Source organism: Bacillus sp. F9_6S_D1_P_5 (genome assembly GCF_054823925.1).
The window spans coordinates 186,521-200,283 of the sequence record NZ_JBTREW010000008.1; the positions used below are offsets into that span (position 1 = coordinate 186,521).

General features: G+C 33.8%; 18 protein-coding genes and 1 pseudogene. 5 read left to right on the top strand and 14 right to left on the bottom strand.

Translation table 11 applies throughout. From position 1 onward, the window contains the following. Nucleotides 1-17 precede the first annotated feature (17 nt). The 6 genes from ACUXEY_RS12370 to ACUXEY_RS12395 all read right to left on the bottom strand — a co-directional run bounded on the left by ACUXEY_RS12370 (nt 18) and on the right by ACUXEY_RS12395 (nt 2,848). Complete coding sequence (locus ACUXEY_RS12370) at nt 18-398, bottom strand: DUF4181 domain-containing protein (protein ID WP_429603485.1); 381 nt, start codon at nt 396-398, stop codon at nt 18-20. 21 nt (nt 399-419) lie between these two features. Further along, entirely contained in the window at nt 420-860 is a 441-nt protein-coding gene (locus ACUXEY_RS12375) for an NUDIX domain-containing protein (RefSeq protein WP_461300818.1), read from the bottom strand. Nucleotides 861-888: 28 nt separating this feature from the next. After that, a complete protein-coding gene (locus ACUXEY_RS12380) occupies nt 889-1,212 on the bottom strand; it encodes a DUF4181 domain-containing protein (protein ID WP_429603512.1) in 324 nt (107 codons plus the stop codon). 68 nt (nt 1,213-1,280) lie between these two features. Beyond that, nucleotides 1,281-2,105, bottom strand: coding sequence for a PP2C family serine/threonine-protein phosphatase (locus ACUXEY_RS12385; RefSeq protein WP_461300819.1), 825 nt, complete (start codon nt 2,103-2,105; stop codon nt 1,281-1,283). After that, the gene (locus tag ACUXEY_RS12390; RefSeq protein WP_429603488.1) at nt 2,089-2,640 is read right to left on the bottom strand and encodes an HIT family protein; all 552 of its coding nucleotides are present in this window, start codon (nt 2,638-2,640) and stop codon (nt 2,089-2,091) included. Before ACUXEY_RS12390 ends, ACUXEY_RS12385 begins: the two co-directional genes overlap by 17 nt. Nucleotides 2,641-2,680: 40 nt before the next feature. Beyond that, the gene (locus ACUXEY_RS12395) at nt 2,681-2,848 is read right to left on the bottom strand and encodes a septum formation initiator (RefSeq protein WP_429603489.1); all 168 of its coding nucleotides are present in this window, start codon (nt 2,846-2,848) and stop codon (nt 2,681-2,683) included. A 216-nt stretch (nt 2,849-3,064) separates the two neighbouring features. Here ACUXEY_RS12395 and ACUXEY_RS12400 point away from each other — a divergent pair, with 216 nt between their 5' ends. After that, nucleotides 3,065-3,301: a hypothetical protein gene (locus ACUXEY_RS12400; protein ID WP_142314357.1), complete on the top strand. Its 237-nt coding sequence runs from the start codon at nt 3,065-3,067 to the stop codon at nt 3,299-3,301. Nucleotides 3,302-3,349: 48 nt separating this feature from the next. Here the strand turns inward: ACUXEY_RS12400 and ACUXEY_RS12405 are convergent, their stop codons facing one another. Together ACUXEY_RS12405 and ACUXEY_RS12410 are read right to left on the bottom strand one after the other, a co-directional pair. After that, a complete protein-coding gene (locus ACUXEY_RS12405) occupies nt 3,350-4,186 on the bottom strand; it encodes an ABC transporter permease (RefSeq protein WP_001059838.1) in 837 nt (278 codons plus the stop codon). Then, nucleotides 4,179-5,384 (bottom strand): quaternary amine ABC transporter ATP-binding protein, encoded by a 1,206-nt coding sequence (locus ACUXEY_RS12410; RefSeq protein ID WP_098094667.1) that lies wholly within the window; start codon nt 5,382-5,384, stop codon nt 4,179-4,181. Before ACUXEY_RS12410 ends, ACUXEY_RS12405 begins: the two co-directional genes overlap by 8 nt. Nucleotides 5,385-5,555: 171 nt before the next feature. Between ACUXEY_RS12410 and ACUXEY_RS12415 the strand changes: the two genes are divergently transcribed. After that, nucleotides 5,556-6,413, top strand: a complete 858-nt coding sequence (locus ACUXEY_RS12415; protein WP_461300820.1) for a glycine betaine ABC transporter substrate-binding protein — start codon at nt 5,556-5,558, stop codon at nt 6,411-6,413. Nucleotides 6,414-6,457: 44 nt separating this feature from the next. On the opposite strand, the gene clpP is transcribed toward ACUXEY_RS12415, so the two are convergent. Both clpP and ACUXEY_RS12425 read right to left on the bottom strand, forming a co-directional pair. Next, nucleotides 6,458-7,039: an ATP-dependent Clp endopeptidase proteolytic subunit ClpP gene (clpP, locus tag ACUXEY_RS12420; protein WP_000991610.1), complete on the bottom strand. Its 582-nt coding sequence runs from the start codon at nt 7,037-7,039 to the stop codon at nt 6,458-6,460. A 21-nt stretch (nt 7,040-7,060) separates the two neighbouring features. Continuing rightward, a complete protein-coding gene (locus tag ACUXEY_RS12425) occupies nt 7,061-7,747 on the bottom strand; it encodes an RNA polymerase subunit sigma-70 (protein ID WP_429603491.1) in 687 nt (228 codons plus the stop codon). 143 nt (nt 7,748-7,890) lie between these two features. Between ACUXEY_RS12425 and ACUXEY_RS12430 the strand changes: the two genes are divergently transcribed. From ACUXEY_RS12430 to ACUXEY_RS12440, 3 genes are all read left to right on the top strand, one after another. Then, nucleotides 7,891-8,211 (top strand): 2Fe-2S iron-sulfur cluster-binding protein, encoded by a 321-nt coding sequence (locus ACUXEY_RS12430; protein WP_098094662.1) that lies wholly within the window; start codon nt 7,891-7,893, stop codon nt 8,209-8,211. Nucleotide 8,212: 1 nt separating this feature from the next. Beyond that, nucleotides 8,213-8,878, top strand: a complete 666-nt coding sequence (gene rpiA / locus ACUXEY_RS12435; protein ID WP_098094661.1) for a ribose 5-phosphate isomerase A — start codon at nt 8,213-8,215, stop codon at nt 8,876-8,878. A 106-nt stretch (nt 8,879-8,984) separates the two neighbouring features. After that, on the top strand, nt 8,985-9,419 hold the full coding sequence (locus ACUXEY_RS12440; RefSeq protein WP_429603492.1) for a GNAT family N-acetyltransferase: 435 nt from the start codon (nt 8,985-8,987) through the stop codon (nt 9,417-9,419). Between the two features lie 117 nt (nt 9,420-9,536). Here the strand turns inward: ACUXEY_RS12440 and ACUXEY_RS12445 are convergent, their stop codons facing one another. From ACUXEY_RS12445 to ACUXEY_RS12460, 4 genes and pseudogenes are all read right to left on the bottom strand, one after another. After that, nucleotides 9,537-10,904, bottom strand: coding sequence for a lytic polysaccharide monooxygenase (locus tag ACUXEY_RS12445; RefSeq protein ID WP_461300821.1), 1,368 nt, complete (start codon nt 10,902-10,904; stop codon nt 9,537-9,539). A 357-nt stretch (nt 10,905-11,261) separates the two neighbouring features. Continuing rightward, nucleotides 11,262-12,455 (bottom strand): macrolide family glycosyltransferase, encoded by a 1,194-nt coding sequence (locus ACUXEY_RS12450; protein WP_461300822.1) that lies wholly within the window; start codon nt 12,453-12,455, stop codon nt 11,262-11,264. Nucleotides 12,456-12,500: 45 nt separating this feature from the next. Then, nucleotides 12,501-13,200, bottom strand: a pseudogene (locus ACUXEY_RS12455) (formylglycine-generating enzyme family protein). A 30-nt stretch (nt 13,201-13,230) separates the two neighbouring features. Next, a complete protein-coding gene (locus tag ACUXEY_RS12460; RefSeq protein ID WP_166703779.1) occupies nt 13,231-13,749 on the bottom strand; it encodes a DNA topology modulation protein in 519 nt (172 codons plus the stop codon). Between the last annotated feature and the right edge of the window lie 14 nt (nt 13,750-13,763).

The window sequence follows — 13,763 nt, forward strand, 5'->3', positions numbered from 1 at the left end:
CATTAATAATCACCTTATTATGCAGCAGGTGGAACGAAATAAACTAGTATTGAGAGCATCAATATACATGTAACCATTCCCGTTATCGACAGTATATATTCTTTTGATTCTCTATCATACTTCCATTCCATCCATGCTCTTAAAGTCGATGATATCCCTAAATAAATGAACATGACATAAGCCATTTTAGAGTTTTCAAATTTAAACATATAATAACAACTACCTATTATATAAATAATAATAAGCCCTATTTCTAATTTTACATGTAAACTATTCACATGCTTATATCCAAAGAAGCCCCTTATCTCCATATTCAATTTTCTTCTTAAAAACTGTTCTAAGAAATATCCACCAATACCCAGTCCAATAATAATAATCAAAATTGTAGAGGTACTCATTGTTGTTCCCCTCCTATTACTTTATTTATTTTTAGAAATAAAGTGGACTATATTTCGGTTATTCTCTTCTAAATAACTTACAATACTTTTAGGATATGTGGGCTTCTCCATTAATTCATTTATACTTTTCCAAGTTAATTTAATATCTTCATATTCTTTATGTCTTATTTCATTTGTAATTATCTCTTCAACAGTTCCCCAATGTAGCAATGTACAGTGATGTCCTTTTCCGTTGTTCCACTCGAAAATATCCTCATTTACAACAGCTAACTCTTGAACGTCAATCTTCAAATCGTATTCTTCCATTAATTCTCGCTTTATTACTTCTTTTGCTGTTTCACCAAATTCAATAGAACCACCTGGAAAACGATAAAATGTTTCACTTAAATCACATTGCACAAGTACTTTAGAATGATCTTCATTTAAAATCATTACTTCAGCGCGTAATTTAGGCATTTTCATTTTGTCACCCCGTTCATTCCACATATGATTAAATCCAATAGTTATAAAAGAAAAGATTAAGCATAATTCCTGTTATTATTAATAATGGAACTGTTCCTAAAGAAATGACATATTCCCTCGATTCTTTATCATATTTCCAATCCATATATGATTGAAAGCAGTATAAAGTTATCAAAAATAGTATGGGTAAATTACTAATATAAATAGGATTTAAAGTGGCACATATCATCGTAACAATTATATAAGAAATGATAAGAGCCCTAATTCCCCATTTATGAGCGTTGTTTACATATTTACTATTCCAGTCAGTTTGTTTCGGTATATTTAATTTTTTTCTCACTACTTTTTCCAAAACAACTAAAAATATGATCCATAATATTAATAAAATTCCTTTCACAAAAAACAGTGATGTCTCCTCCTTTACCTTTTCTCTGGCTGATCACTCGGATACGTAGCATGTATTTTGTTTTCAACATCCCAACTAATAATTGTCGCACTATCTCGTCCGCATTGATGATGAACGTGCTCTAATACATGACGAACACTTTCTTCAAGGTCTATTATATTTCTGTTCATATCGTTATACAGATTTAATGGTGTTTCATAGTGTCGTTCCCCGCATTCTAATACTCCATCTGTAACCATTATAATTCGATTCTTTCCAGTACGTAATTCACGAATTCCTGTTGAATAGCAAGGGACTGGTAAATGAAATGTGTTTATATTTCCAATCCATTCGTAAAAATGACGTTGATTTAAAGCATATTGTCCTAACTTATGTAACTCTTCATGAAATACATAAATAAGGCAATCGCCAATAGATAACCACCATATGTAGTTTTCTTTTCTTACACATATTAAGCACGCTGTTTCACCTTTTACTCTTTTGCACTTTTCTTTAAATGAGGGGGATTGAAAGATTGTAAGTAGATGATTTTCAACAGATCGAAATACTGTATCAATCGATTCATTCATCATTACTTTTATATTTTCATATTCTTTTTGGATTGTATTTACTACTAAATCAACACTTTCCGCACTATTATGTCCATCTAAAATAGCTGTAAATTCCCAATCACCATTTGACCAAACTAACGCACCATCTTCGTTCTTTTTTGCTCCGGCGCTTATATTCCCACCGTATTTTCCAAGTACAATGTCACCATATTGTTTAACTGAAATTTCTCCTAAGCACATTTCTGTATTTCCAACCCATGAATATTGTCTATTATTTGTTATATGCATATTCACTCACCATATACTTTCGTATTCTTTCGCATAGTTTTTGGATTTTCTCTGCGTCACCATATGGCGCACCAGTCCATTTCGCTACTTCAGTCGGTGACCAAAACTCTTTGGGTGTATTTGGATAACGAGGTATGATGTACATATGCATATGTGGTACACCATTCCCTGAAACAAAAGCATAAATATGTTCTGCTCCCTCACTTTCTTTTAACGCTTTACTTACCCTACTTGTTATAAGTCCGAACATTTTCGCTTCTTCATCTGTTAATTCAGCAAGGCCAAGTACATGTCTTTTTATATCTATCATTACATAACCAAGGTATGTTTCTTCACTATCCCAATGGACATGTCCCACGTAAACGAGTTCATCTTCGTAAATAGCTCCACCTGGAACTGTAATGTTTCCTCTATGTTTTTCACAAATAAAGCATTTTGGTTCTACTTGATTGTTTGTTGACATATCCTTCACCATCCTTTTTATTAATAATATCATAAAAAAAGGAAAAACAGGATTTATATTCCGAAAATTCATTCCTTTAATGAATCATTTTTAGAAATTAATTTACACCTCATTATTTCTTCAAAAATGCAATCCCAATTACAATTCCTATGACAATTCCGATTACTAAATTATTAGTAAAAAAACCTTGAAACACACCGATTACAACCCCTATACCAATACCTATTGCCAAGGCATCATTTCTTTTATTATTTTTAGCCAAAGTTGCATCTCCTCTCATCTTTTCTCCTTAAATAATATACATTTACTTGAATGTATTACTATATTCACTATCTCACTTGAATATCTCCAAAAAATGTACTTTTACTTCACATATAATATTTTCCATTTTCTGCACATACTCCTTTTATAATGAAAAATTCCAAGTAACCATTAATTATGCATAGGCATTTACTATAAGAAAGCTTCGTAATTTATTGAAGGAGGAACAATTTAAATGCATCCTCATTGGAATCCAAATATAAATCAACAATATGTTTATTCCCCCCATCCTGTAAGGAATACGTTGCATCAAGATTCACAATATATGATGCAGCGTATCACAAGTCTTGAAAGTCAATTAGCGAAATTAATCTCATTAATCGAAGAAAATAATCATTTAATCAAATCAATGGAACAACAACATAACCAAGTTTGTGCCCCAGCTGGTGGTTCTGTTATTGTTCGTATGTAATCTTTTCAAAGAAAAAACACACTTTGTATAATAAAGTGTGTTTTTTTGTTATCTTCTTTTTTGATGAAAACCTTGTGTAATACGGTCTAATATAATCGCAATGACAACAATAGCGAGTCCGGCTTCAAATCCCATTCCGATATTAACTTGTGTCACAGAACGGTATACATCAACTCCAAGACCTGGTGCTCCTACAAGAGATGCTGTTACTACCATCGATAAAGAAAGCATAATACTTTGGTTCACACCAGCCATGATCGTTCCAGTAGCGAGTGGTAATTGTACTTTAAATAATTTTTGGGATGCGGTAGAGCCAAAAGCATTCGCTGCTTCTATTAAATCTTCTGGAACTTGTCTAATTCCTAAGTCAGTAAAACGAATTGTCGGTGGCATTGCAAAGATTACTGATGCAATAATCCCAGGTACTACACCTACTCCGAAAAATGTAATCGCGGGAATAAGATATACGAAAGCCGGCATTGTTTGCATAAAGTCTAATGTCGGTTTTAAAAATTTTGAAAAGCGTTCATTTTGAGAAGCTAAAATTCCGATTGGGATTCCTACAATAATTGAAATAATAACAGACGTAAGTACGAGTGCTAATGTTTGCATCGTCTGTGCCCAGTAGTTAATATTTAAAATAAATAATAAACCGATCAGTGTAAAAATAATTAAAGATACCTTTCTCGTTGTGTACCAAATGAGGAAACAAAGGATGATAATCATCAATATGGCCGGTATTATTGTTAAAAAATTAGTGAGTAAATCAACGAATCCGCCGATAATATAAGAGAATCCTCGGAATAAGCCTTCAAGGTGCTCATATAAACTTGCAACAAATGAGTCGACCCATTCCCCTAAAGGAATACGTGGTATATTATTCATCGTCTTTCACCTCTTCCTCAATGTTTCCTGCAAGAGCTTGAATGACACTTTCACGTTTAATAATTCCTCTTAACCTTTTCTTCTCATCAATTACTGGTAACGGATATTTCATCTCCGCCATTTTCGCATATGTTTCTTCCAGTAAAGTATCTAAATACACATGCGGGATATCAGTAAGTAATAAATCAGCAATTGGCCACTGTTTTTGAACGGCTTTACTTGCATCGTCCGCAGTTAATATACCTAAAAACTCATACTTTTTATTAACAACATATACAGTTGAAACACCCGCATTCCTCATAATTTGAAGTGCTACACGTGGTCCACGGTCAATTAATAATGTCTCTGGTCGTTTTAATATAGATTCCGCCGTAATTACTTTTCCTAAATTCACGTCCGCCACGAACTTCTCTACAAACTCATTGGCAGGACTCATCATAATTTCTTCTGGCGTTCCAATTTGAACAACTTCTCCATCTTTCATTAACGCAATTCGATCACCAATGCGAAGGGCTTCATCTAAATCATGCGTAATAAAAATAATTGTTTTTTCCATTTTATCTTGTAATTCTAACAGTTCATCTTGCATTTCTTTTCGAATCAGTGGATCTAATGCACTAAATGACTCATCCATAAGTAAAACATCCGGATCATTCGTAAGCGCTCTCGCAATGCCGACACGCTGCTGCATACCACCACTAAGTTGACTTGGATAATTATCTTTATGATGGTCTAATCCAACTAACTTCAAGGACTCTAACGCTTTTTTCTCTCGTTCCTCTATGGGAACTCCTTGAATTTCTAATCCGTACGCTACATTTTGTATAACTGTACGATGAGGAAATAAAGCGAACTTTTGAAACACCATACTCATTTTTGTTCTTCTCACTCTTCGTAACTCTTCTTTTCCCATTGTTGCGATGTCTTCACCATCTATGTATATATGCCCCGCTGTTGGTCTAATCAGTTGGTTTAACATACGAACTAACGTCGATTTCCCGCTACCAGACAATCCCATAATAACGAAAATTTCTCCCGTATACACTTCGAACGTTGCCTTTTTTACGCCAACGTTCATTCCTGTCTCTTTCAAAATTTCCGATTTGCTTTTTCCTTCTTTTAATAAGGTAAGCGCTCTTTGCGGGTGTTTCCCAAATACTTTTGTTACGTTTTCAACACGCACCTTTGTATTATCCATGTCACTACTCCTTTTCTACCCATCTATTCACATAGTGTTGCGATTTTGCAAAGAAATATTACATAAAAATAACATTTATAAGATTTCTTTAAAATTCTCGTTTCCGTTCATAATAAGAATGCTTACTTATACATTTATTTAAAAAGGCAAACGTTTCTTAGGAGGTTTTCAATGAGAAAGAAAATATGGCTTATATGCCTTGCATTATTTATTACTATGATTTTCTCTTCATGTAATGCAACAAATGCAAATTCGAAAGGAAAAATTAAACTAGGTGTAACAAGTTGGAAAGAAAACATTGCAACAGCAAACATGTGGAAAGTTCTATTAGAAGAAAAAGGCTATAAAGTTGAACTCATGTACTTAGAAAAAGCGGCAATTTGGACTGGTGTCGCTCGCGGTGATGTTGATGCTAATTTAGAAGTGTGGCTACCCGTTACGGATAAACCGCTAAACGATCGTTATAAAGATGATATTGTTTTAAAATCAAAATGGTATGAAGGTACTGGTCTTGGCCTAGTCGTCCCTTCTTATATGAAAAACATTAACAGTATCGAAGATTTAAATGCACATAAAGGTGAGCTAGATAACAAAATTGTCGGAATCGAACCCGGTAGTAGTCTTATGAATTTAACGAACAAAGCAATGAAGGAATATGATATTAAACTAAAACTTGTCCAATCTTCTGAGGCTGCGATGATGAGTGAATTAAAGAAAGCATATACGAAAAAGAAACCAATCGCTGTTACGCTTTGGAATCCACATTGGGGCTTTTCGGAATTTGACTTGAAATATTTAAAAGACCCTAAGAAAGTATATGGTGAAAAAGATGACATTTATTACTCTGTTCGTAAAGGTTTCGAAAAAGATCATCCGGATATCATAAAATACTTTGACAAATGGAAAATGAACGATGAACAGCTTGGTACATTAATGGTCGAGTTAAATAAAACGAAAGATCCTGAAGACGCGGCGCGAAAATGGATTAAAAAGAATCAAGCGCTAGTTGATGAATGGGTAAATGATTAATAAAATAGGCTAGAGGATTAACATATCCGCTAGCCTGTTTTATCTTATTTTTTCGTAACAACATCATCTACTATCCCATATGCCTTCGCTTCTTCTGCAGTCATAAAATAATCTCTTTCTGTATCATGTGCTACTCTTTCAATTGGTTGCCCCGTTTTTTCTGCAATCATTTTATTAATATCATGCTTTAACTTCAATATCCTTTTTGCTGTGATTTCAATTTCTGTTGCCTGACCTTGCGCACCACCAAGCGGTTGATGAATCATAATTTCACTGTTAGGGAGTGCAAACCGTTTTCCTTTTGCACCTGATAATAATAACAATGCACCAAATGATGCTGCAAATCCCATGCATAACGTTTGCACATCTGGTTTAATGAGATTCATCGTATCTAATATGGCAAAACCTGCTGTCGTTGAGCCGCCTGGGCTATTGATGTATAAAAATATATCTTTCTCGGCATCTTCCGCTTCTAAAAATAATAATTGCGCTACGACACTACTCGCTACTTGATCATTTATTTCTGAACCGATAATAATAATGCGGTCTTTCAATAACCTTGAATATATATCATAAGAACGTTCTCCTAATTTCGTTTGTTCCACTACATATGGAATTGCATTCATTTTATATCCCTCCAATAATTGTTATGCCGCGCAAAGCATACAACTGTAGGAAGAAGGATTTTTTGCATTAAATAATAAGACTGGCTGTGTAGATGGTAACTTAGTAAAATCTATTGTCGGAAGAAGCTTTCTTAACAATTCTGGCTTTTCCTCACGAATAGACGTTACTACAACTTCAATATCATCTGTGAATTCGACGATTTCAATCCCTTCTTCACTTACAGTTTTTAGCCTATTTCTACTCCGAAATAAAGAAGCTTTTACTGCACCTTCCGATACGGAACATACTTTAGCAATATCAGCGATACTATATTGAAAAACATCCTTTAATAATAAAATTGTGGACTGCTGTACATTTAGTGACGATAATACTTTCCCTACCATTTCATGCAAATCTGCAATGTTCTCCTGTGGTTCTTCAAAAGTAATTTGTTCCTTTATTTTTTCATGAACTGATTTTGATTTCATCTGGTCTATCCAACGATTTCGAGCTATTTTATATACAAGCGTCATACAAATATCTTTATTACTATATTTTTGAAGAACTTTACAAATTGTTTCTTGGGCAAGATCTTCGCCGTCCCATTTGTTTTTCGTTAAAAATGTACAATACCTTTTCAACTCTCCATATTGCTCAATTAAAAAGTCTATATTTGAATGATTCATATCGATATGATTTTTAAAAATATGAGTTACTTTTGTGCACAAAATAACCACTCCTTTTCAGCGCTTACTTAATTAACGATTCAACAAATAAAAAAGTTACGGGGCATATAAAAAAATTATGTTTATGTTCAATAATTCGCGGTCATAAATATGTTATGTACAATTTTACGTGAGGAGGAACAAAATTGCCAAAATTAACAATTGAAGGTGCAGGAACTTTTGATGTAAAAGAAGGCACAAAGTTAGTATTAGCGATTGAAGATAACGGTGTAAACATTCTCCATCGCTGCGGCGGGAAAGCACGCTGCACTACTTGTAGAGTAGAAATTATAGCAGGTGAGTTTTGTGAAGCAAGTTCGAATGAAAAAAATGCAATTACGGAAAAAGGAATTGAAGATCACTTACGTTTATCATGCCAAATGCACGTACATAAAGATATAATTGTTCGCCCTATACTTACAGTAGAAAATTCAGGTCTTGATGCAGGCCCACGTCCAGCAGAATAATATGTTACATTTAAAACAACTCGCAGGTGAATATGCCGCTAACTTTGTAAAAGATGGAATGACAGTTGGGCTAGGTACAGGTTCTACTGTATATTGGACGATACAAAAATTAGGTGAGCGTGTAAAAGAAGGATTATCATTTCAAGCTGTACCAACGTCAAAAGAAACGGAAGCATTAGCTAAACAACTATCTATTCCATTAATCTCCTTAAACGAAATTGAAATACTCGATATCACAATTGATGGGGCCGATGAAATTAATTTAAATTTACAACTAATAAAAGGCGGTGGTGGCGCATTACTTCGTGAAAAAATCGTTGCCTCCTCCTCTAAAGAACTAATTATCATTGCTGATGAATCGAAACTCGTAACGCATTTAGGTACTTTCCCATTACCTGTTGAAATTATACCTTTTTCATGGAAACAAACCGAAAGGAAAATTCAATCTTTAGGTTGTCAAACAACGTTACGTTTAAAAAATAATGAAACGTTTATTACCGATAACAATAACATCATTATCGATTGCGTATTCCCTCATAACATAACGAATCCTGCCAATTTACACACGCAATTAAAAATGATTACAGGCGTAGTTGAAACAGGATTGTTTGTTCATATGACTAGCAAGGCGATTGTTGGAACAAAAAATGGGATAAAGGAATTATAATGAAAGCTGACTCTTACAGTCAGCTTTTTATATTTTCTCTTAATTACGTATTATTATGATATACTATGAAAACAAAAGCACATCACACTAGAAAGGACTGAACAATTTGCACTCTAAAATCATAACAGAACTTACAGATTTAGAAACTGCCTTTCATATTAGAAAAGAAGTATTTATAAAAGAACAAAATGTCCCTCTTGAAGATGAATTCGATACATTCGATGAAATCAGTGAGAAATGTAAACACATTTTAGTTTATTATAACGATCTTCCTGTAGGTACAGGTCGTATACGATTTGTTGACGGTGCAGGAAAATTAGAACGCATCTGTATTTTAAAAGACTATCGTAAATACGGATTAGGAAAAGTAATAATCAAAGCGCTAGAAGAAATTGCTCGTAACAAAGAAGCAACAAAAGTAAATCTACACGGTCAAACACAAGCTGAAGGATTTTATAAAAAATTAGATTATCAAACTTCTTCTGATGTATTTATGGAAGATGGTATTCCGCACGTTCTTATGACGAAAGCATTATCATAATAAAAAGGGTAGTATATGAATTTATATACTACCCTTTTTTATAAATAGAAAAATGAATTCTCAAGATTTTCTTTTGCATCAAAGCCCATCATCTTTTAGTTCATATCTATGTAAAGCTTACACTGTTTTCCATAATGATAAGGCATAAATCCAGTTTGGATCCCCATTTCCTTGATAACTCTGGACTGCTTCATATACTTTTCCCTCGTGTAGAACTCTATCTCCCTTTTCATATGCTTTCTTTGCATCCCACTCTTCATATGAAGCGCTTTCAGTTTTTGTAGTAATTGTGAATATATCACTCTGTACAGATTCATTTCCAGCTACATCAACAGCTTTCACTACATATTTATAAGTAGTATTAGGAAGTAAATTTTTATCCATATAAGAAGTCGTATTGGATGTTGCAATTTTTTTCAATAATCCTTCTGTTTCTCTATAAATATCGTAATGGTCTACACCAATATTATCGTCAGAAGGACTCCACATTAAATCTACACTTGACGCCGTCGTTCCCATACTATGTAACCCTTTTGGTTGTGTTGGTGCTTCTGTATCAGGAGTCTCAACTGTTGTTTTTACTGTAAGCGCTGCACTTTCTTTCGATACATTTCCAGCTACGTCAATTGCTTTTACAGTATAAGAGTATTCTGTACTTGGTTGTAATTTTTTATCAATAAAATGAGTTCCTGGTACTGTATCAATCATCTCTCCGTTACGAAAGATTTGATACCCTTTCACCCCTACATTATCCGTAGAAGCGTTCCATGCTAGTTCTATACTATTCGCTGTTACTTTTTGTGCCTGAATTCCATTTGGAATACTTGGAGCTTCGATGTCCGGTTTCACATCATTAATAAGATTAACATCAATTACATTATAGAATGCATTTGCTGTATCAGCTACATCCCATACTGCTAAAATTACATGATACCCACTTCTATCAGTAGGCACATTAATTTTGTGAGTTAAATGATTTGAGGCTGCAGAGCCATCATGTTGTACAGTTCCAATTGGTTCTAAATCTGCTCTTGTGAGCGCTTTATTTGGATCCCATCCTTTTTTAGTAATATAATAATGCCATTTGCTCGTTAAGTGAGGCACTGTATACTTCCAAGTAAATGTATTTTCCCCGCCTGTCATTGTATTTTTAAACCAACGATTTGCTGTTTGTTGATCTAAAATACCACCAAATTTACCACCTGCAGAAGCAATTTGCCCGTCAACTGGGCCAGCTTGCGGGAACCCTTTTGGAGCTTCTAAACTTTGTGGTTCATACATAACACTTCCGCAGTTTACATTTAGTGCACCATAAGTTGGACTACATAAAGCAGATCGGCTGCTAGGCTTTTCAACAAAACCGTGCGCGTATGCGTTTTGAGGAATAAGTGTCGTGCCAATAATTCCAGCTGTTAATGCAACAGCTCCTAGACTTTTTTTGTTCATTTTCATGTTTTGTAGTTGTTTTAATAATCGATTATTCATGTTCCTGTCCCCTTCTTGTTATACTTTGTAGTGTAATGTGGGCTTCGATGTAAAAGAATAACAAGAGACAATCTTGTATCGATGTATGTGTTCATTATGCATACACCGCAGTGAAAATATATTTCATTTCTTGTGAAATATTTCACTTGATGAATATATCATGACATAGAAATCATCAAAGTATGTGCAGAAGTTGTGCAGAAATGATGAAAGCATTAGTAACACGTAAAACTATGGTCCGAATTTAGAACACAGAATATTTAACATTTCAAAGCAATGAATTCTCCGTTTCATATAAAAGAAGAGTGTCTATATCATTTCATATAGACACTCTTCTCATGAATAATTTTCTATTTATTACTGACCTATAAATGTAAAAATCTCATCAGCAGCTTGCTTATATCCATCAGACTTTTGGAAAGACTCCTTCAAATTCAAAGCAACTTCTTTGAATGAAGGATTATTTAATACAAGTTCTACACTTTCACGAAGTTGTTCCACAGTTAATTCTTTCATAGACAATTTAACCCCAGCTCCGAGATTCTCCACTTGCTTTGCGATTACTGGCTGATCTGCACTTTGCGGAATTACAATGAGCGGAATCCCATTATATAGTCCTTCATGTGTACTGTTCATCCCACCGTGTGAAATAAATAACTTTGTATATGTAAGTAATTTTGTTTGTGCTACATAGTTTTTTACAATGAAGTTTTTAGGAATTTCACCTAAATCACTTATTTTCGTTTTATTACCGATAGACATCACAATTGTATGATTACTATTCTCGAACGCTTTAAAACAAAGTTTATAAAAATCAAGTGCTTCATTAAAAACAGTGCCTAGTGAAATGTAAATCGGGCTTTTTTCTTCAATTGTAGTAAAATCAAACTCTTCATCTTTTACTTGTGCAGGGATGGATGGACCAACAAACTTAAATGTTTCATCAAACATATCTCCAAAAGGTTGAAACTCCTTAATTGTATACACTATAGTAAGTGGCGCTGGATTACAGAAAACTTCATACGGTGAGTTTATTTCAACACTATATTTTTCCGCAATTCCCTTAGTTAATCTTTCAAAATCATTATGTATCTTACCCTGAACTTCCACTGGGATATTTTTAGACAAGTGATCTAACATTTGTTCAAATGATTTTTCATCCTGCGCAAAAGATGTACAAGAATTTATTGCTGGAAGCTTTAGAATTTGAGCAATTAAACGACCGCACCCAAACATTGAATCATGAATGATGTAATCAAAATGTTCCCCTTCAATTTGTTCAAGAATATTTGGTATAATAACATCTGCCGTATGTAAAAGACCATTTATTCTCTCTGGTAAATAATTTCGACCACCAGAAAGGAAAGCTTTTATAAACTTTTGCTCGTCAATTGTTCGTACAGTAGCACCTGTTTTTTCAATACGCTCTCTAAAAGATTCGATCGAAAAATAAACTACCTTTTCCCCGCGTGAAATTAATTCTTCTACAACTTGCAACGTTGGATTTATATGACCTTCTGATCCAGTATTAATGAATAAAACACGTGCCACTTTAAACACTCCTTAATTTAAATCTTTTCTATGTTGCCATTAGGACTATAGGTATTTGGTCTTATTCTTCCAAATGGACCTAGCAAACCTAAATCCAAGGTCATCTATATGAAATGTAGGGTGACTACGGCGACGACAAGTTGCACTACAACCTCTAGCTGCTTCAGCCCAGCTACCACCACGAAAAATCCGGTACGATCCATATACCTTCTCATCATACAAATCTTAGCGTCATTACCGAAAATTTCCTAAAACATCATACAAGCACCATGCATTCGGTTCTTTTTTCCAACCTCCTGAATACGTCCATCTGAATTTTCATTATACGAAGCAATCTCTTTCAGTCCCCCATATATGTATCCAGTAGTTCCTGCTTTACATGCATATTGCCACTCTACTTCTGAAGGTAATCGGTAGCCATTTGAATCTAAATTACAACTAACAATTTGACCACCATCACTAATAGAATAATATTCTATTAATCCCGCTTTTTTTGAAAGTACATTACAAAACATAATAGCATCATTCCATAAGATATTTACAATTGGTTTATTTTTATCTTTCAATAAACTTGGTTTATTATCCGCAATCGCATCATATAATTTCATCGTTACAACATATTTTGCAAGAAGAAATGGTTTTATTAGAACTTGCAATTGTTTTTTATTCGATTATCTCTTAATTCTACTTTTCCTGCTGGAATTTTCACCATATTAGAATCAATGGAGCCAATGAATCTATTCAATGCTCCCCCTATTTGACTTCTTTTTACAATCTAACTATTTACGTTATCGTACTTCTCCAAAAATAGTCTTACTTCATTTGGAGATTTTAAAATAATAATATCTTTATCCTTTCTTAATTGATTTAGCCTCTTTAAAATTGAAGGGCGTTTCGTTTTAGGATATTGCCATATCCATTTAAAAAATTGCAAGTCAAACCTTTCTTCACATCCAGCACCCATATCCGGTCTTGTTTTATTCCGATATTGTACAATCCTTTTAAAAGCACGATAAACACATATCGTTCTATGAATATCAAGAAAGATAATTGTATCAGCTGCGTTAATTCTTATGTCCATTGTCCCGCCATAATTCCCATCAATAATCCACTCATCTTCTTTAACTAATTCATTTTGAACCTTTCTTTGCTCTTCTTTCGGTACACCTTCCCAATTCGGTTTCCAAAATAACGCATCAAGATGATGCACTTTAATATTTAATTTATTACCTAACTGCCTCGCTAATGTAGATTTTCCTGAACCACCAGAACCTATTAATATTATTTTTTTCATAAATACCCCTTTTT